The organism is Methylophaga muralis (genome assembly GCF_001720165.1).
GTDB lineage: Bacteria > Pseudomonadota > Gammaproteobacteria > Nitrosococcales > Methylophagaceae > Methylophaga > Methylophaga muralis.
On the sequence record NZ_MCRI01000002.1, the window covers coordinates 18,535 to 36,436 of the forward strand.

Genomic DNA, 17,902 nt, shown 5'->3' on the forward strand with positions numbered 1-17,902 from the left:
GCTTTAGGTGGACTGCACTTCATCGACGGTTTGTTGCTGGACACGCTTATCTCTTAATGACGCCAACCAACGGCAAAAAACATAAAACACTGGTGTAAATATCAATCCGAAAAAGGTCACTCCCAGCATACCAAAAAACACCGCTGTACCTAAGGCTTGACGCATTTCGGCACCGGCACCAGAAGCCAATACCAATGGTACCACGCCTAAGATAAAGGCAAACGAGGTCATCAGAATTGGGCGCAGACGAGTCCGTGCGGCTTCAACTGCAGCATCCAGGCGATTTAAACCACGGTCTTCAGCTTGTTTAGCAAACTCAACAATCAGAATCGCATTTTTCGAGGCAAGACCAATCAATACCACAAAACCAATTTGTACCAGAATGTTGTTATCCATGCCTCGCAAACTGACCCCAAGAATTGCCGCAAGTAAACACATCGGTACAATCAGCACCACAGCCAACGGCAATAACCAGCTTTCATAAAGAGCTGCCAGCAGCAGAAATACAAATACTACCGCTAGAGAAAAGCTAAGAAATGCCGTATCTCCAGCCAATTTTTCTTGTAAGGCCAGCTCGGTCCATTCAAAACTGATTCCTTCCGGTAAGGTATTGGCCATCAGCTGTTCCACAATGGCAAGCGATTCACCACTGGAAAAACCCGGTGCAGTGCTGCCCTGCACTTCAATCGCCGGATACAAGTTGTAGTGCGGTAGACGGATTGGGCCGGTGATATTTTCAAATGTCGCAATCGTTCCAATAGGCACCATTGCACCATTATCCGAACGCGTGCGTAATTTACCGATATCTTCAATCTCATCACGATACGGGCCATCAGCCTGTGCCACAACACGATAGGTTCGGTTCAAAAAGTTAAAGTCATTGATATAACGAGACCCCAGATAAATTTCTAAGGTATCAATAACATTTCGCACCGGCACGTTGAGCATTTCTGCACGTGTGCGATCAATATCGGCATAAATCCTTGGTGTGCCGGAGTTAAAGAAGGTAAATACCGCCGACAACCCGTCCGTTTGGTTGGCTGCGCCTAACACTTCATTAGTCACTTCCTGCAGTCTTTCTAATCCAAGGCCACCACGATCCTGAACATAGAGTTTCCAACCACCGGAGTTACCCATACCACGAACTGGCGGGGGCCTGATGGCAAAAGCCATTGCGGCATCTACCTGTGATAAAGCCTGCTGAGAGCCTGCAACAATATCGTCGATGGTAATACCGGCAGCAATTCGGTCCTCAAACGAATCCAGCGGCGTAAAGATAACCGCTGAGTTAGAAGCATTTGTAAAAGTCGGACCATCCAACCCAACAAATAACACCGCATGAGCAACACCCGGAACGTCTCTTAAACGCTTCGACGCTTCACGCGCAGCAGCATCAGTTCGTTCAAGCGTGGCACCCGGTGGCAACTGCAATACGTTAATTAAATAACCTTGATCCTGTTCAGGAATAAAGCCTGTCGGGACTTTATTAAATTCGTAGCCGGTCAACACAATCAAACCGACATAAATCAACAGCATGATTGACATCATTCGTAACAGCTTGCGTGTCATGGCCGAATAACGATCACCCATCCATTCAAACGCCCGGTTAAAGCCGTTGCCAAAAGCACGGAATGGATAACCGATCGTGCCCCAAACACCGCCAGGCACATGTCCTTCAACATGAGGCTTTAATAACAGTGCCGATAAGGCCGGCGACAACGTTAGCGACACGATCAACGAAATGATCGTTGCTGTGGCGATAGTCAAGGCAAACTGCTGGTAAAACGCCCCGGAAATACCAGTAATAAACGCTGTCGGGATAAATACGGCGGTTAATACTATGGCGATGGCAACCAGGGCCCCGCCAACTTCATCCATGGTTTTATGTGCTGCTTCACGGGGGCTCAATCCCTCTCGAATGTAGCGTTCAACGTTTTCGACCACAACAATCGCATCGTCCACCACGATACCAATGGCCAGCACCAGACCGAATAATGACAAATTATTTAATGACACCCCAAGCATCGACATCACGGCAAAGGTACCGATCAAAGACACTGGAATCGCTAAAATGGGAATAAGCGACGCCCGCCAGCTTTGCAGGAACACCATCACCACCAAAATAACCAGTACGATAGCTTCTAAAATAGTGTGATAAATCTTTTCAATCGATTTGGCGATAAACTCAGTGGGGTCGTAAATTATCCGATACTCAACCCCATACGGCATGGTTTGAGCAATAGCCTCCATCTCGGCGCGAATGGCTTGAGCAGTTTCTAACGCATTGGAACCTGGGCGCTGAAAGATAACTACCGGTAAAGCGAGATGATCATCCAGATAACCAATATTGTTGTAGTCCTGCGCTGCCAGCTCAACCCTGGCCAAATCACGTAATCTGACGGTCCGGCCTTCTACACCTCGTTTGACGATGATATTACTGAATTCATCTTCTTCTAAAAGTCGACCTTGCGTCTCAACACTTAATTCAAAGCCACCCTTGGTTTCGATCGGTTCTCTGTTGATGGTACCGGCTGCTATTTGGGTATTGTTTTCACGCAATGCCGCTACCACTTCAGTAGCTGTCATACCAAATGCCTGAGCCCGTTCTGGATCAATCCATATCCGCATGGCATAAGCACGCTCGGCCACGATTCGCGCCTCGCCTACCCCTTCAATACGTGCCAATCGATCAACTACTTGAGTTCTAGCGTAATTCGATACGTACAAATTATCGCGACTGCCATCGGATGAAAGAATATGGATAACCATCATCAAATCCGGTGAGTTTTTGCGAATATCAATACCTTGCCGGGTAACTTCTTCAGGCAGCAACGGTTCAGCTATGGCAATGCGATTTTGTACCAGAACCTGAGCAATATCGAGGTTGGTGCCTGGCTTGAAAGTCACGTTGAGAGATGTGCGACCATCCGCGGTATTTTCAGATTTCATGTAGAGCATATTCTCTACACCATTAATCTGCTGTTCCAACACTGTCGCTACCGTATTGGCGGCGGTCTCGGCTGTTGCGCCGGGATAGGTTGCTGTGACCGCAATACTTGGTGGTGCTATTTCCGGATACTGTGCAACAGGCAAATTACTATAGGCAATGGTACCTACCAGCACGATCAGGACCGAAATAACGGTCGCAAAAATAGGTCTTTCAACAAAGAAATGAGTGAACTTCATGAGTCTTGTCCGTCATTGTTAGCCTGTTCATCCGCCTGATATGGAACAGCATTAACTTCTGTACCTGGACGAGCTCTCAGTAGACCTTCAACAATAATGCGATCAGATATTTCTAAACCGTGTCGAATCACCCGCATATTGCCCTGCAATGTGCCAAGTTCAACTGGTTTTGGAATGACTTTGCCTTCTTCATCTACAGTCATCACCACCTTGGCAGCCTGATCGGTAACAATGGCCTTATCCGGAACCAGCATGGCCTCTGCATTTTGACTAGTCGGCAAACGTAAGCGGGCAAACAGTCCCGGACGCAAAACACCATCAGCATTGTCCACCACTACACGCATTCTCAAGGTACCGGTATTTTCATCCAGTCGGTTATCAACAAAGTCGATGCGTCCGGTTCGTGTCCAGTCCTGTTCATCAATTAATTTAAGCTCAGTCGGCATGGCTCTGCCATTGGCAAGTTGATCCTGGCCTTGTGGCAGACGAATTAATTCCAGATATTCTGTTTCAGAGACATCAAACACAAAATGCAGCGGATCCAAAGAAACAATGGTTGTCAAAGCCTGGCCGGCATCGCCACTGCCAACCAGATTACCTACGTCAACCCGTCGGTTTGAGATACGTCCACTCACTGGTGCAGTAATTTTGGCGTATTGCAGATCCAGTTTGGCTGTTTTTACCGCTGCTGCCGCGGATGCCACATTGGCATTGGCTTCCTGAAAACGGGCACGGCGGGTATCCACTTCTTCCTGAGAAATAGCACTTTGGGTTAATAGACGCTCGCCACGTTTGGTATCCAAATCGGCCAGCTTTAACTGACTATCCATTCTGGCCAGCTCTGCTTCCGCTCGTGCCACTGCTGCTTCATAAGGACGAGGATCTATTTCAAATAGTAAATCGCCCTTCTCGACCATTTGTCCATCCTGGAAATGAACTTTATCCAGGTAGCCAGTTACTCTGGCCCGTAACTCAACCATTTCAACCGCTTCAAAACGACCGGTAAATTCTTTCCATTCCGTCAATTCGCGAACTTCAGGTTGCACAACCTGGACTCGCGGAAGATTTTGTTCTGCATGCGCCCCATGACTAATCAGGCTTAACGAGAATAAAGCGGTTAGTGTGAAAACCCGCAAAAATGCTGGTTTACCGGAAAGTGAATAATCTGGCATGACAGATCCTTTGTTATTCGCTGGTGAAAGCGAGGGGAATAGCTTAAGATTCTTTCTAGAAAGGTTTCTGGAAAGATTAATGCATGGTTCTTTGACGTGCAAGTTAATTATTTTGTCATAATTCTGCCACATAGGAGGGGCATCACTTGGCAGATCGCATCTTAACTATTGAAGATTCACTCGAACAAATGCGTAATTGTTGGAATGGGGATGATCTTGCTGTAGCTGAAACAATAAAACGGCTATTCCGGGCACGCGAATTATTTTTTTCTGATGCAAAAATTGTGATGGAACAATTTAATTTAAATGTTGGTGAATTCGATACGTTGGTATCTTTGCGCCTGCAAGGTCCGCCTTTTGAACAGACCCCTTCAAATATTTGCCAAGCTAATCTGGTGACATCTGGTGGTTTAACCAAAGTACTCAACAGCCTTGAAAAAGCTGACTTAATAAGTCGGCGGCAATGTGCTGATGATCAGCGTAGTCGTCTGGTCAAATTGACAGACAAAGGTAAAAAACTGATTGAGGAAGCATTAGGGATAGTCTTGGCAAGACATGAAAAACAGCTTAGTGATTCGCTAACCCGGGATGAGCGCGATATGCTCAACACGTTATTGAGGAAAATAAATCAGCTAGGAATGCGCTGATAAAATCATCAAAGTTATTTAAAGAAAGGCCCCACAGTGGCGTTACGAACGGGGTTCTTGAACCTGTTGGTTCAAGTGGGAAACCGCATGGGGATGGCAAACTTCCCGTCGGAGCGGGCTTGTTTTTCAACCCCGTAAATTTGGTTTCCTAAAGCATTTGCTTATCGGCTCAAGACAACACATGTCGCTATCGCTCACCGCAGGGTTGGTTAAATGATACGCAACTTTAATCGCCAAGTCGCCAGAATTTTATAATTCCAACTGTCTATCTTCGTTGATAAATGCACTAACCCGCTCTTTCAGCAAAGAAATTTTTTCATTCACTTTTTTTATGTCCTGGCTTTCATCTTGTTGCAAGGTCAATAGCTCATGCGCAATATTCAAAGCAGCCATTACGGCGATCCGATCAACCCCAACCACTTTGCCACTGTTACGGATCTTTTCCATGTTCTGATGCACCATGCGCGCAGATGCAATTAGCGCATCTTGCTGATCTTCCGGACAGGCAACTTGGTATTCTTTTCCGAGGATCGTGACGTGAACAGGTACATTCATAGTTCTTCATCCAACTGTTTCAGACGGTTGACCATATTCTCGATGCGATTACGGGCAATTTCAGTTTTTTCAACTAATTGCGCGCGCTCACTAAGCCAGGCTGCCTGTTGAGAACGAAGTAACATATTCTCTTCACGCAAACGTCTGCTGGCCCTTAGCAGCTCATCCAGCTGCTGTTCCAATTGTTGAATCGGGTTTTTATCCATTAATATGCGTCTTGGCTATGCGAGAATAATGGCTAACTATAGACGTGCGCTGTTGACCCGGTCAACAACTGCATGAAGTGTTTTTTAATTTCAGGTTGTATCTCTATGTCTCAATTATATTTTCCATCCCTGTCACCGGAAAACGTGACCGCTGATGGTCCTGCCAGCACAGCCGAACTGCAAGGCGCATTATGCGGTTTGCTTTGTATGGATTCTCAGGCTAACCGCAATACTTGGTACAGCGATTTGTTTGAAGACTATCAGCCAGGCGAAGAAGAAAGACAAAACTTGCTGGGATTGTTTGATGAAACCATTCAATCGCTCAATAGCCTTGATTTTGATTTTCAATTGGAGCTACCAGATGATGATGCACCTATTGGTTCTCGGATTGCTGCGTTAAGTGATTGGTGTCAGGGTTTGGTCTTTGGACTGGGTGTTTCAGGTCTGACCGATGAAACTGAATTACCTGCCGATTGTCAGGAATATCTGACCGATGTATTACAGATTAGTCAGATCGATGATATCGAACTGCAAACCAGTGATGACGATGACAACAACTATGAAGAATTAGTGGAATATCTTCGAATGGGTCTGTTTTTACTTTATGGCGAATTGCATCCAGCCGCCCCTGAAGACAACAAAATTGAGCATTAATGACTAAAAAAGAATTCGCCAAACGCCGTCAAAAACTGATGGACATCATGGGGCCGGACAGTATTGCCGTTTTGCCCAATTCTTTAGTGCATCCACGTAACCGTGATGTGGATTTTCCTTACCGTAGTGATAGTAACTTTCATTACCTGAGCGGATTTGATGAACCGGAATCAGTACTGGTTTTGGTTCCTGGTCGCGAACACGGTGAATTTATTATTTTCTGTCGTGAACGCGACCTAGATAAAGAAATCTGGGACGGTTATCGTGCCGGCCAGGAAGGTGCTATCAGCATTTATGATGCCGATGATTCTTATCCCATTGCCGATCTGGACGATATTCTGCCCGGTCTGATGGAAGACAAGGAAAAAGTCTTTTACACCATGGGTAATCAGCCGGCATTTGATCAGCATATGGTCGGTTGGCTCAATCATTTACGACAAGCTTCCCGTTCAGGCAAACATTCGCCTACCGAAATTATTGAATTGGAACACTGCCTGAATGAATTAAGACTGTTTAAAAGCAGTCAGGAAATCAAAAACATGCGCTATGCAGCCGAGGCCTCGGTTAAAGCGCATATACGAGCGATGCAATTCACTCAACCCGGCAAATTTGAATATGAAGTCGAAGCTGAATTGATTCATGAGTTTATGAAACATGGCTGTCGCAGTCCGGCTTATCCTTCGATTGTGGGTGGCGGTGAAAATGGCTGCATCCTGCATTACATCGAAAACGACAGTAAATTGAAAAACAATGATCTGCTGTTGATCGACGCAGGCGCTGAATACCAATGTTATGCAGCAGATATCACTAGAACCTTTCCGGTAAATGGTAAATTCACCCCCGAGCAGCGCGAGTTGTATCAAATCGTGTTGGATGCTCAATATGCTGCTATTGATGCAGTCAGACCTGGCAATCACTGGAATCAACCCCATGAAGCTGCTGTTCGAGTTCTTACGCAAGGCTTAGTCAGACTGGGTCTGCTACAAGGTGATGTTGAACAGTTAATAGAAGATCAGGCTTATCGTGAATTCTATATGCACCGCACCGGCCACTGGCTGGGTATGGATGTACATGATGTTGGCGACTATAAGATAGGTGGAACCTGGCGTTTACTGGAACCCGGCATGGTGCTGACAGTAGAGCCCGGTTTGTACATTCGTGATCCTGAACACATCGACAAAAAATGGCATTTCACCGGTATCCGTATTGAAGATGACGTACTGGTCACCAAAGATGGCCACGACGTATTAACCGCTGGTGCGCCGAAGGAAATCGACGAGATCGAATCGCTGATGGCAGGAGTTCACTAAACTCGTGAAAACAGATTTTGATCTGGTGATTGTCGGTGCAGGCATGGTGGGTGCAAGTCTTGCACTAGCGCTGAAAAACAGTGATTTGAATATCGCCATCGTAGAAGCTCAGGATCTGCTTGCAGATCATCAGCCGGGATTTGATGATCGCGGTATTGCGTTGTCTTACGGGTCACAACGCATTTTTGAAACCATGCAACTCTGGCCTCAATTGGCTGAGAAAGCGACACCAATTCAAGGTATACATATTTCGGATCGTGGTCACTTCGGTGTGACCCGTCTGACCGCTAAAACCGAAAATGTTCCTGCATTGGGTCAGGTCATGACAGCCAAACACGTGGGAATTCAATTAAATCAAGCTTTGCAGCAACATCCGACACTCACTATCCTGACACCACTACAGGTTGATGCCGTTGAACAAACGGATACATCCGTTTGCGTAAGCTTATCGGATGGTCAGCTAATCACCACAAAATTACTGGTCGGTGCTGATGGGCAATTTTCTACCATTCGCGATTTACTGGGATTATCCAGCTGGCAACGTGAATATCAGCAAACAGCTATTACCACCAATGTTATTCCGGAACGTGCACATCAGAACTGGGCCTATGAGCGATTTACCGAAAATGGTCCCTTAGCATTACTGCCGATGTCTGAAGGTCGTTGTAGTCTGGTGTGGACCGTGCAAACCGGGGAAGAAAAAGCACTTTTAGAATGTGATGAACAGCAGTTTGCTGAACAATTGCAAAATGCTTTTGGATTTCGACTAGGTCATTTCAATAAAATCGGTCAGCGCAGCAACTATGTTTTGGGATTAATGCAGACCAATCAGCCCATTCAGCAACGAGCAGTATTAATTGGTAACGCGGCGCATAGCCTGCACCCGATCGCCGGTCAGGGCTTTAATCTGGGATTACGGGATGCGGCGGTACTGGCAGAATTAATAGCCGCTCATCCTGAGGACTGTGGCCACGCCAGTGTGTTACATGATTATGCCGAGTGGCAGCAACGTGACCAAAATAAAGTCGTCAATGCGACAGATTTTCTGGTGAAAACATTCAGTAACAATCATGCGCTGCTGGGTCATGGCCGTTCGCTCAGTCTGGCATTACTCAACGGTCTTCCAACAGTTAAAAGCCAGTTGGCAAAAACCAGTATGGGTCTCAGCGGCAAACAATCCAGACTCAGCCGAGGCCTGCCATTATGAAAAATGACTATGATGTGATCATTGTCGGTGGTGGCATGGTCGGCACCACGTTTGCTCTGTTACTGGCCAAACAAACTGATTTAAAGATCGCCTTAATTGAAGCATATCTTCCAGCCAAGATCGCCATTGATGATGCCCCGCTTCAACGCGTCAGTGCGATAAATCCAGCCAGCCAGCAAATCCTTAATGAAATCAATGTCTGGCAGACACTCTACCCTTCTCGACTGGGGCCTTTTGAAAAAATGCAGGTTTGGGAAACATCGGGAAGTGATTTGCAGTTTTCTGCTGCAGATATCGGTGTTGATTATCTTGGTCATATCGTTGAAAACCAGCATATTCAACAGCAGACACTGGCAGCAGCTCAAAAGCACCCGCAAATTGACGTTATCTGCCCTGCTCAGCCGCAACAATATCAACCCGGTCAACTCACCTTGGATAATGGTCAAACCTTAACCGCCGAATTAATTGTTGCCGCAGACGGTGCTCGTTCCATACTACGTGAGCAAGCGGGAATTGAAAGCCGTGGCTGGGCCTATAAGCAACATGGATTGTGGCCACCATACATACTGAAAACCCGCATCAAAAAACGGCCTGGCAACGTTTTTTACCGGGCGGCCCACTGGCGTTCTTACCATTAAATGATGCGCATTTATGTTCAATCGTCTGGTCATTACCAACGGAACAGGCAGAACATTTTAAAGCGATTGATAAAACCAGCTTTGAATTACAACTTGCTGAAACATTTGAATATCGGCTGGGTAAGGTTGAACTGGTATCAGAACGTGCCAGTTTCCCGCTCGCACTGTCGCATGTCAAAGAATATGTGAAACCGGGGTTTGCCTTATTAGGTGATGCAGCTCACACCATTCATCCATTGGCCGGGCAAGGTGTGAATATTGGGTTACAGGATGCTAAAGCTTTGGCTGAAGTCATTGCATGGGCAAGCCAGAATCAACGACAGATTGGTAGTCTGCACACCTTAAAAAAATATCAGCGCCATCGACTGGCCGAAAATCTGCAAATGCAATTCACTATGGATGGATTTCATCGACTGTTTACTCAAACTGCCAGTCCAATCAGCTGGTTACGAACAACCGGCATGCAGCAGGTGAATAAATCTCAATGGTTGAAGAACCGTATTATGCGTCAAGCGATTGGAGCGAAATAAGCTCAAATTAGATCGGCAAGAACATCATTGATGCTGCCTGCACCATAACCGTTTTTACCATGCGACCATTTTTCTGCGCCATAATCGCGGCCAGATTATCCTGGGTCGCAATCATGCCACCGATAATGCGTTGAAAGCTCAAATTCCGCGACTCATTCTGCAGGCTATCGCTGAGCAATAATCGTTTACCATTGGCATCGCGTTTTTCCGCCAGCATCCAGGCGGCAATTTCGATATTTCGTGCGCTGTTGTAGAGTTTTTGCTGATCCACTGAAGACAAATAATAAAATTCAGTTTGGTCATTATACGAAGCCATCAACATCCGCCGCATACCGACAGTGAATGCCAACACCCTGTCGCCATCATAATCTTCGGTCAGCGCCAGTCGAATGATTTCTGTCGCTTCAAACCCATCCCAGTTGGCAAAACCGACATTGGCCGGATAGATAAACAATCTGGCCACACTATCTTCCAGAGTTCGCATATGACGATCATGACGCTGGCTGGGATTTCGCTGATAAAGTTTGATCGTCAGAGTTTTCAAATCTTGCATCAGCCTTTGCTGGTGCAATTCAATCACTTCATCAATCTGACTTTTAGCTAAGCTGGAAACTGTTACTGGTTTGTAGTTTGGGTCTGCCGCACAACCCGTAAAAATAAATAACACACTACCAATCAATAAAAGCTTAGGCCATCGCATCAAATAGTCTCTCCTGAGGTTTACTGTCCTTTAAGCCTTCTATTTGTAAATAGGCCTGTACGGTTGCTGGCAGTGCGGTTTGCTCAGCATTACGCTCTGTTTCACGATTGGTCAGGCTGAAGTTACGAATATACCGTGCCTGCTGACTATCGTAATTATCCGTCACTCCGATAACCTGACGACTGATAACGGGTTGACGGTTTACATTATTGAATTCAGATTGTTTATCAAACAACACCGGCAGTCGAACAGACGACTCTTCCGGCTGTCTGCTCGGGGTAAAAAGTACCGGTAAATTGCTATTGATTTGCATCCGAAGTTACCGGTTTGCTCGATCCCTTAGAAGGTTTGTTACGTCGAGGACGATTGTCTTTATTGTTATCGCCACGTGATTTATTTTGGTGACGAGGTGTCGGATTACGTTCTGCTCTGATTCTCGGTTGCGGTGTTTCCAGCTGCTCATCAGAGCTTTGCGCTACCGGTAATTTATGTTTGATGTATTGCTCAATATCTGGCAACGAAAAGGCATATTCCTCACAAGCCAGACTTATCGCGATACCACTGCGCCCGCTCTCGCTGTCCGGCCAGTTCGATGCACATAGTCTTCCGCATCCTGCGGTAAATCAAAATTAAACACATGACTGACTTCCGGGATATGTAATCCACGAGCGGCTACATCGGTGGCGACCAGATAGGGAAATTCACCATCCTGAAAATGTTTTAACAGACTTTCGCGTTTTTTCTGTGGTACATCACCGGATAGTAATGCCGCTTTGTAACCATTGCCTTCAAGATAACCCCAGACTCGTTCAGCAACTTGTTTTGTGTTTACAAAGACAATGCTACGCAAGGGTTGAATTCGTTTAATTAACGCCAGTAATAACGGAACTTTTTCTTCGTTTGACGGGTAATAAACCCACTCTTCTATCCGATCGCCCATCATTTTTTCCGGCTCAACCTGCACTTTTTCCGGATTATTCATATGCTCGTAAGCCAGCTCGGTCACTTTGTAACTGAGGGTTGCAGAAAACAGCATGCCCAAACGTTTTTCCGGACTTGGCAGGCGACGCAGGAAAAACCGCACATCTTTAATAAAGCCCAGATCAAACATTCTGTCCGCTTCATCCAGCACCACGACTTCAATATTATTGAGATTGAAAACCCGCTGTTTATGAAAATCCAGTAGACGTCCCGGCGTACCGATTAATACATCACAACCGTCAGTGATAGCATCGCGCTGACGTTGATAATCTTTACCGCCATGAGCGATCACAATGCGCAATCCGGCCTCGCTGTTGAGTAATTCAGCATCTTTTACAATCTGAATTGCCAATTCCCGGGTAGGTGCCAAAATCAATGCGCGAGGTTGTTTGGAAGTTGGGTTTTGCGTATCTTGGGTCGATAAAAGGCGCTGAAAAGTGGCTAATAAAAAGGCTATGGTTTTACCGGTACCGGTTTGAGCCTGACCCGCGACATCGCGGTTTGCCAGCAATAAAGGAAGTGACTGCGCCTGAATCGGCGTGCAAAATTCAAAGCCCGCTTGCTGCAAGCCTTTCTGCAAGAGCGGATGAAGTGGCAGCGATGAAAATGCCGTGTCGGTGAGGTGAGCACTCATATAAATACTTGCATTACCTTTACTGATAAGAAAAAATGTTACTCAATGTTGGCTTGCGAGTATAGCGGTCCAATACTTTAGATACCACTGGAGATAAAACATGAGCGAAAACGTCACTAATGTGACCGATGGCGACTTTGACAGCCTGGTTCTACAGTCAGATATGCCTGTACTGGTCGATTACTGGGCTGAATGGTGCGGTCCCTGCAAAATGATTGCACCGGTTCTGGAAGAGATTGGCGCGGAATACGCAGGCAAATTGAAAGTCTGCAAATTGAACATTGATGAAAATCCGGATACACCACCACGTTACGGTATTCGCGGAATCCCGACATTGATGCTGTTTAAAGACGGTGAAGTGGAAGCGACTAAAGTCGGCGCTTTAACCAAATCACAATTGGCTGCGTTTCTCGACAGCAATATCTAAATTCGTGATGCACTCCTATCCCCACACCAGTGGGGATAGTTGTATCTATAAGATGCCTCACTTCACCCCGTGCATGTTAATGCCAGCTGATGCTGCTCCGGGCAACCACTCCGAATTGTTACGAAACTGATGGATGTATCTGAACTACTCGATGATCTGAACAAACCACAACGTGAAGCTGTTGCCGCACCACTCGGCCATACGCGTATTCTGGCAGGCGCCGGCAGTGGTAAAACACGAGTGCTGGTTCATCGAATTGCCTGGCTGATTCAGGCCGAAGCCTTATCTCCTGCCAATATCCTGGCTGTAACCTTCACTAACAAAGCCGCTGCTGAAATGCGTGGTCGTATTGAACAAATGCTTGGTTATCCAATTGGCGGAATGTGGGTTGGTACTTTCCACGGTTTAGCGCATCGGTTACTGCGGTCTCATTGGCAGGAAGCAGGATTGCCCCAGGGGTTTCAAATTCTCGACAGTGATGATCAACTGCGCATGATCAAACGTATTATCCGCGGCATGTCGCTGGATGAAGCGCAGTGGCCACCCAAGCAGGCACAGTGGTATATCAACGGACAGAAAGACGAAGGTCTCAGAGCAGCCCATCTGCAAGCCGGAGAAGATCCTTATTCGCAAAATATGCTGGCAATTTATCTGGCCTATGAGCAAGCCTGTGAGCGTGCCGGTGTGGTGGATTTTGGCGAATTACTGCTGCGCAGTCATGAGTTATGGCTGAAACGCCCTGATATTCTGGCGCATTATCAACAACGTTTTTCGCAAATTCTGGTAGATGAGTTTCAGGATACCAACACCATTCAATATGCCTGGATAAGAGTATTGGCCGGTCAGACCGGACATCTGTTTATCGTTGGTGATGATGATCAGTCGATTTATGGCTGGCGCGGCGCCAAAATTGAAAATATCCAAAAATTTCATAAAGATTATCCTGATGCCAGCACGGTCAGGCTGGAACAAAATTATCGTTCTACCGGCAATATTCTTGCCGCCGCCAACGCTGTCATTGCCAACAACAGTGAACGCCTTGGTAAAGAGTTGTGGACGGAAGACGCCGATGGCGAACCGATTCAGCTTTATAACGCTTATAACGAACGTGATGAAGCCGCCTATCTGGTACAAGAAGTTCGCAACTGGATGAATCAAGGTGGCAAGCGCAGTGAAGTTGCTGTGTTATACCGCTCTAATGCCCAGTCACGGGTGATTGAAGAAGCCTTGATGCAGTCAGCCGTACCTTATCGGGTTTATGGTGGTCTGCGCTTTTTTGAACGCGCTGAAATCAAGGATGTTTTGTCATATCTGCGTTTGATAAGTAATCGGCGTGACGATGCGGCCTTTGAACGCATTGTGAACATCCCCACCCGCGGTATTGGTGCAGCAACACTGACCCAGCTGCGCCAATATGCTCGCGAAACTAATCAATCCATGTGGCAATCTTCGGTGGATTTTTTACAGCAAAAAATCTTACCCGCCAGAGCTGGCAACGCCTTGTCGGCCTTTTTAACGTTGATTGATTCGTTAACTCCGGAAGACGACAGCATGTCGTTACATGAACTCACGGCTTTGGTTATCGATGAGAGTGGGCTACGTACCCACTTTGCCAAGGATAAGACTGAAAAAGGTCAGGGCCGTATTGAAAACATGGATGAGCTGATCAATGCCACCCGCGAATTTATGCGTGCTGACGATGAAGAAGAGATGCCATTACTGGATGCTTTTCTTGCGCATGCCGCATTGGAAGCCGGTGAAAACCAAGGTGATCAATGGCAGGACTGTGTACAGTTGATGACGTTACATTCAGCTAAAGGCCTGGAATTTCCAATCGTATTTATGGTGGGTATGGAAGAAGGTCTGTTCCCAGGTCAAAAATCGTCTGATGATCCACTCAGGCTCGCTGAAGAACGCCGTCTATGCTATGTCGGCATGACACGAGCCCGCAACACGCTGTATTTGCTCTACACCGAATCACGCTATTTATATGGGCAAGAAATGCATCCTCGCCCTTCCCGCTTCCTCAGTGAAATCCCTGTCGAGCGGTTGCATCAAGTTCGTTCTCAAAAAAATATGGCGGCGGCAGGTTTAACAGCTATTGCCAGTCGCAGCCATTCGGCTGATGATACGGGTTTCAGAACCGGTCAGCAGGTGATGCATCAAAAATTCGGGCCAGGCGTCATTATTGACACCGAGGGTAATGGCAGCCACGCCAGAGTTCATGTGAATTTCAAACAAGCTGGAAGCAAATGGCTGGTATTGGCGTATGCCAATCTTGAAACCTTGTAATTCAGGAAAACGATAATGCATTTATCCGTATGTTTACGCCGTTTAACTTTGTTGTTCAGTCTCGTGTTGCTTTCAGCCTGCGGAACCGATGATGCTGGCCCATTCGATGAGGAGATTGACACCAGCAAAGTTTATCGTTGGAAGATGGTAACTGCCTGGCCTCCAGGGTTTCCTGTATTACAGGAAGGTGCCGAACGCTTTGCCGCCAACCTAGAAGCTATGTCCAATGGACGACTCAAAGTCAAAGTTTTTGCCGGCGGTGAATTGATCCCGGCTTTACAGACCTTTGATGCCGTTTCACAAGGCACGGTTGAAATGGGTCATGGCAGTGCCTATTACTGGGCAGGCAAAGTGCCTGAAGCCCAGTTTTTCTCCACTGTGCCATTTGGTATGACACCGCGCGGTATGAATGCCTGGCTATATCATGGTGGCGGGTTGGAACTGTGGCGTGAAGTCTATGAGCCATACAATATCGTGCCTTTTCCTTTAGGCAATACCGGCATTCAGATGGGCGGTTGGTTTAATAAAGAAATTAACTCGATGGCCGATTTGCAAGGGCTAAAAATGCGTATCCCCGGATTAGGCGGCAAAGTATTTGCCAAAGCCGGAGGTAACCCTATCCTGCTGGCAGGCAGCGAGGTTTACACTGCACTTGAACGCAATACCATTGATGCGACTGAGTGGATTGCACCCTACCATGATCAACGTCTGGGGCTGCATCGTGCTGCGAAATTTTATTATTATCCCGGCTGGCAGGAACCGGGAGCCGTACTGGAACTGAGCATTAATAAACGCGCTTGGAATTTATTACCACCCGATCTGCAAGCGATTGTTGAAAATGCAGCAAAAGCTGAAAATCTACTCATGGCATCTGAAATGGAACAGAAGAATGTGGTTGCTTTGGCTGAATTACGCCAGCGTGACAATATTAGTATTGTGCCTTTTCCAGCCGATGTGCTGAATACTCTCAAACAAATCACTGAACAGACTTTGGCTGATGAAGCCGCTCAAAATCCTAAATTCAAACGGGTTCACGAAGCGTATAAAAACTTCCGTGAACAAGATGAAGATTGGGCTACTATTTCTGAAAAAGCTTATTTGGATATTCCATAATCATGGTTCTTATTATTTTTACTCGTGAAGGGCTGGACGCATTTAAGGCAGAAATCAGTGATGATATCTCAGCTATCTGGCACAACCCGCAGTTGCTGACAGAAGCTGAACACGAGCAGTTTCAAAACCAAGGTATCACCTGCATCGAATTGCCGCAGTTGATTGATGTTGATAATAACAAGTCAACATTATGGGCTTTGGAATATGTTGAAAAAAACAGTGACGATCAGGAGATTATGATTGAGTGCCCTTAATTTAGCATTCAGCCTGACACTGCTGCTGAATCTGGCTTTTGCGACCACCCTGCATGCCAGTGAATGGGATCAGGCCCGCTTACAACTTGAAACACCTCAAACCATTACCGTTTATCGCGATGCCAATTGCCAGTGCTGTCATAAATGGATTGAGCATCTAGAAAAACATCAATTTGAAGTGATTGATCAAATCAGCAATGACATGGCCAAGATAAAAGAGAAACTGGGCGTGCCTAACAGCATGGCTTCCTGTCACACCGCTGTGATTAATGATTATGTGATCGAAGGTCATGTGCCGGCTGATGATATAAAACAATTACTGATCGATAAACCTGCCCATATCACAGGTTTGTCTGTTCCGCAGATGCCAGTGGGCACGCCGGGCATGGAAATGGGGTTACGCAAAGATCATTTTATCGTGTTCAGTTTCGATGAGGATGCCCAGTATCAACTGTTTAATGCATATCAAACCAACGCTGAAAATAATTATCTGCCATTAAACCCTGCTGAGTAATGGAGTTACTGATCGTCCTTGGACGAGTATTTTCCTCCGCCGCGGCTAACGTTTTCCAAAAACGCTTCACTCACCAAGGTCTGCATTCACTGTTTATCGTGATGCTTTCCTATTTGGTGCTGGTTGCTATCAGCTTGCCGTTACTCTTAATGGTTAATCATAGCGCCATTAGTCAGGGGTTCTGGATCAATATCCTGCTGGCCGCCTTGCTGGATATGGCCGGTACATTGTTTTTAGTGTTGTCATTATCAAAAACTGATTTATCCGTGTTCGGCCCACTGAATGCTTACAAAGTGGTGTTTTCAATGATCCTCGCGGTGATTTTTCTGGGCGAAGTACCAAGCCTGCAAGGCTTCAGCGGCGTGATTATCATTTTGCTCGGCAGCTTTTTATTATTTCCGCCAGCAGCCAGTTCTACCTCAAACCGATTGTGGCATTTGTTCATACAACGTGGTGTGCAATATCGGTTTTTATCGATATTGTTATTTTCGATTGGCACCTTGCCGCTTAAAAATGCCGTGCTCAGTGGTGGCGCTTTAGCAACCACACTTTACTGGTGTTTGTTTGGTTTGCCATTATCAGTGGCTCTGTATTACTGGTTTGGTGGCAAGCGCTGGCAAATGGATTGGCAAGCCGCTAAACAACACCGTAGTCATTTTATCTGGTTGGGTAGTTTTATCTTTTTGATGCAATACACCACCATGCTGGTATTTTCGCAATTACTGGTGGCTTATTCGCTGGCATTGTTTCAACTCAGCATGGTATTGCAGGTCTTTCTCGGCTACCGAATTTTTCATGAGAAACACTTATTACGCCGTTTATCGGCTTGTGGCGTAATGATTGCCGGCTGTTTACTGGTACTAACCACTTGAGTGACTGCTG

General features: G+C 46.4%; 20 protein-coding genes and 1 other RNA gene. 12 read left to right on the forward strand and 9 right to left on the reverse strand.

The features are described from left to right. Positions 1–3: 3 nt before the first annotated feature. Together A9E74_RS01735 and A9E74_RS01740 are read right to left on the reverse strand one after the other, a co-directional pair. Entirely contained in the window at positions 4–3,186 is a 3,183-nt protein-coding gene (locus A9E74_RS01735; RefSeq protein ID WP_069294956.1) for an efflux RND transporter permease subunit, read from the reverse strand. After that, on the reverse strand, positions 3,183–4,358 hold the full coding sequence (locus A9E74_RS01740) for an efflux RND transporter periplasmic adaptor subunit (protein ID WP_069294957.1): 1,176 nt from the start codon (positions 4,356–4,358) through the stop codon (positions 3,183–3,185). The genes A9E74_RS01735 and A9E74_RS01740 overlap by 4 nt, the downstream gene beginning before the upstream one ends. Positions 4,359–4,504: 146 nt before the next feature. Here A9E74_RS01740 and A9E74_RS01745 point away from each other — a divergent pair, with 146 nt between their 5' ends. Continuing rightward, positions 4,505–5,005, forward strand: coding sequence for a MarR family winged helix-turn-helix transcriptional regulator (locus A9E74_RS01745; RefSeq protein WP_069294958.1), 501 nt, complete (start codon positions 4,505–4,507; stop codon positions 5,003–5,005). 24 nt (positions 5,006–5,029) lie between these two features. Here A9E74_RS01745 and ssrS read toward each other — a convergent pair. The 3 genes from ssrS to A9E74_RS01760 all read right to left on the reverse strand — a co-directional run bounded on the left by ssrS (position 5,030) and on the right by A9E74_RS01760 (position 5,766). Continuing rightward, a non-coding RNA gene (gene ssrS / locus A9E74_RS01750) (6S RNA) lies at positions 5,030–5,214 on the reverse strand. 40 nt (positions 5,215–5,254) lie between these two features. Beyond that, positions 5,255–5,560, reverse strand: a complete 306-nt coding sequence (locus tag A9E74_RS01755) for a cell division protein ZapA (protein ID WP_069294959.1) — start codon at positions 5,558–5,560, stop codon at positions 5,255–5,257. Continuing rightward, complete coding sequence (locus A9E74_RS01760; RefSeq protein ID WP_069294960.1) at positions 5,557–5,766, reverse strand: TIGR02449 family protein; 210 nt, start codon at positions 5,764–5,766, stop codon at positions 5,557–5,559. Before A9E74_RS01760 ends, A9E74_RS01755 begins: the two co-directional genes overlap by 4 nt. 105 nt (positions 5,767–5,871) lie before the next feature. Here A9E74_RS01760 and A9E74_RS01765 point away from each other — a divergent pair, with 105 nt between their 5' ends. From A9E74_RS01765 to A9E74_RS14885, 5 genes are read left to right on the forward strand one after another with little or no spacing between them, the layout of a single operon-like run. Beyond that, complete coding sequence (locus A9E74_RS01765) at positions 5,872–6,420, forward strand: UPF0149 family protein (protein WP_069294961.1); 549 nt, start codon at positions 5,872–5,874, stop codon at positions 6,418–6,420. Continuing rightward, positions 6,420–7,730, forward strand: a complete 1,311-nt coding sequence (gene pepP, locus A9E74_RS01770) for a Xaa-Pro aminopeptidase (protein WP_069294962.1) — start codon at positions 6,420–6,422, stop codon at positions 7,728–7,730. The genes A9E74_RS01765 and pepP overlap by 1 nt, the downstream gene beginning before the upstream one ends. A gap of 4 nt (positions 7,731–7,734) precedes the next feature. Continuing rightward, positions 7,735–8,937, forward strand: a complete 1,203-nt coding sequence (ubiH, locus tag A9E74_RS01775) for a 2-octaprenyl-6-methoxyphenyl hydroxylase (RefSeq protein ID WP_084002820.1) — start codon at positions 7,735–7,737, stop codon at positions 8,935–8,937. Continuing rightward, positions 8,934–9,575 carry an FAD-dependent monooxygenase gene (locus tag A9E74_RS14880; RefSeq protein ID WP_281198079.1) on the forward strand — a complete coding sequence of 214 codons (642 nt, stop codon included), beginning with the start codon at positions 8,934–8,936 and terminating at the stop codon, positions 9,573–9,575. Before ubiH ends, A9E74_RS14880 begins: the two co-directional genes overlap by 4 nt. Beyond that, complete coding sequence (locus A9E74_RS14885) at positions 9,488–10,105, forward strand: FAD-dependent monooxygenase (RefSeq protein WP_281198080.1); 618 nt, start codon at positions 9,488–9,490, stop codon at positions 10,103–10,105. The genes A9E74_RS14880 and A9E74_RS14885 overlap by 88 nt, the downstream gene beginning before the upstream one ends. 7 nt (positions 10,106–10,112) lie before the next feature. Here the strand turns inward: A9E74_RS14885 and A9E74_RS01785 are convergent, their stop codons facing one another. The 4 genes from A9E74_RS01785 to A9E74_RS01795 are packed head-to-tail and all read right to left on the reverse strand — an operon-like array spanning position 10,113 to position 12,420. Continuing rightward, positions 10,113–10,805, reverse strand: a complete 693-nt coding sequence (locus A9E74_RS01785; RefSeq protein WP_069294963.1) for a hypothetical protein — start codon at positions 10,803–10,805, stop codon at positions 10,113–10,115. Beyond that, positions 10,792–11,118: a hypothetical protein gene (locus tag A9E74_RS01790; protein ID WP_069294964.1), complete on the reverse strand. Its 327-nt coding sequence runs from the start codon at positions 11,116–11,118 to the stop codon at positions 10,792–10,794. Before A9E74_RS01790 ends, A9E74_RS01785 begins: the two co-directional genes overlap by 14 nt. Further along, positions 11,105–11,323 (reverse strand): hypothetical protein, encoded by a 219-nt coding sequence (locus tag A9E74_RS15030; protein WP_425412301.1) that lies wholly within the window; start codon positions 11,321–11,323, stop codon positions 11,105–11,107. The genes A9E74_RS01790 and A9E74_RS15030 overlap by 14 nt, the downstream gene beginning before the upstream one ends. A gap of 29 nt (positions 11,324–11,352) precedes the next feature. Continuing rightward, positions 11,353–12,420, reverse strand: coding sequence for a DEAD/DEAH box helicase (locus A9E74_RS01795; RefSeq protein ID WP_425412302.1), 1,068 nt, complete (start codon positions 12,418–12,420; stop codon positions 11,353–11,355). Positions 12,421–12,520: 100 nt separating this feature from the next. Here A9E74_RS01795 and trxA point away from each other — a divergent pair, with 100 nt between their 5' ends. The 6 genes from trxA to A9E74_RS01825 all read left to right on the forward strand — a co-directional run bounded on the left by trxA (position 12,521) and on the right by A9E74_RS01825 (position 17,892). Beyond that, a complete protein-coding gene (gene trxA, locus A9E74_RS01800) occupies positions 12,521–12,847 on the forward strand; it encodes a thioredoxin TrxA (protein WP_014708059.1) in 327 nt (108 codons plus the stop codon). Positions 12,848–12,976: 129 nt separating this feature from the next. Beyond that, the gene (uvrD, locus tag A9E74_RS01805; protein ID WP_069294965.1) at positions 12,977–15,139 is read left to right on the forward strand and encodes a DNA helicase II; all 2,163 of its coding nucleotides are present in this window, start codon (positions 12,977–12,979) and stop codon (positions 15,137–15,139) included. Positions 15,140–15,154: 15 nt separating this feature from the next. Then, entirely contained in the window at positions 15,155–16,252 is a 1,098-nt protein-coding gene (locus A9E74_RS01810) for a TRAP transporter substrate-binding protein (protein WP_069294966.1), read from the forward strand. Positions 16,253–16,254: 2 nt separating this feature from the next. Beyond that, complete coding sequence (locus A9E74_RS01815; RefSeq protein ID WP_069294967.1) at positions 16,255–16,506, forward strand: hypothetical protein; 252 nt, start codon at positions 16,255–16,257, stop codon at positions 16,504–16,506. Next, on the forward strand, positions 16,493–17,020 hold the full coding sequence (locus tag A9E74_RS01820) for a DUF411 domain-containing protein (protein ID WP_069294968.1): 528 nt from the start codon (positions 16,493–16,495) through the stop codon (positions 17,018–17,020). The genes A9E74_RS01815 and A9E74_RS01820 overlap by 14 nt, the downstream gene beginning before the upstream one ends. Beyond that, positions 17,020–17,892 (forward strand): EamA family transporter, encoded by an 873-nt coding sequence (locus tag A9E74_RS01825; protein WP_069294969.1) that lies wholly within the window; start codon positions 17,020–17,022, stop codon positions 17,890–17,892. The genes A9E74_RS01820 and A9E74_RS01825 overlap by 1 nt, the downstream gene beginning before the upstream one ends. Positions 17,893–17,902 lie beyond the last annotated feature (10 nt).

Excerpts from the sequence above, each read along its gene's own strand:
- A9E74_RS01760 (WP_069294960.1), bottom strand. The coding sequence starts at position 5,766 with ATGGATAAAAACCCGATTCAACAATTGGAACAGCAGCTGGATGAGCTG.
- trxA (WP_014708059.1), top strand. The coding sequence starts at position 12,521 with ATGAGCGAAAACGTCACTAATGTGACCGATGGCGACTTTGACAGCCTG.
- A9E74_RS01810 (WP_069294966.1), top strand. The coding sequence starts at position 15,155 with ATGCATTTATCCGTATGTTTACGCCGTTTAACTTTGTTGTTCAGTCTC.
- A9E74_RS01755 (WP_069294959.1), bottom strand. The coding sequence starts at position 5,560 with ATGAATGTACCTGTTCACGTCACGATCCTCGGAAAAGAATACCAAGTT.
- A9E74_RS01825 (WP_069294969.1), top strand. The coding sequence starts at position 17,020 with ATGGAGTTACTGATCGTCCTTGGACGAGTATTTTCCTCCGCCGCGGCT.
- A9E74_RS01795 (WP_425412302.1), bottom strand. The coding sequence starts at position 12,420 with ATGAGTGCTCACCTCACCGACACGGCATTTTCATCGCTGCCACTTCAT.
- A9E74_RS01735 (WP_069294956.1), bottom strand. The coding sequence starts at position 3,186 with ATGAAGTTCACTCATTTCTTTGTTGAAAGACCTATTTTTGCGACCGTT.
- A9E74_RS01765 (WP_069294961.1), top strand. The coding sequence starts at position 5,872 with ATGTCTCAATTATATTTTCCATCCCTGTCACCGGAAAACGTGACCGCT.
- A9E74_RS01740 (WP_069294957.1), bottom strand. The coding sequence starts at position 4,358 with ATGCCAGATTATTCACTTTCCGGTAAACCAGCATTTTTGCGGGTTTTC.
- A9E74_RS01815 (WP_069294967.1), top strand. The coding sequence starts at position 16,255 with ATGGTTCTTATTATTTTTACTCGTGAAGGGCTGGACGCATTTAAGGCA.
- A9E74_RS01790 (WP_069294964.1), bottom strand. The coding sequence starts at position 11,118 with ATGCAAATCAATAGCAATTTACCGGTACTTTTTACCCCGAGCAGACAG.
- pepP (WP_069294962.1), top strand. The coding sequence starts at position 6,420 with ATGACTAAAAAAGAATTCGCCAAACGCCGTCAAAAACTGATGGACATC.
- A9E74_RS14880 (WP_281198079.1), top strand. The coding sequence starts at position 8,934 with ATGAAAAATGACTATGATGTGATCATTGTCGGTGGTGGCATGGTCGGC.
- uvrD (WP_069294965.1), top strand. The coding sequence starts at position 12,977 with ATGGATGTATCTGAACTACTCGATGATCTGAACAAACCACAACGTGAA.
- A9E74_RS01785 (WP_069294963.1), bottom strand. The coding sequence starts at position 10,805 with ATGCGATGGCCTAAGCTTTTATTGATTGGTAGTGTGTTATTTATTTTT.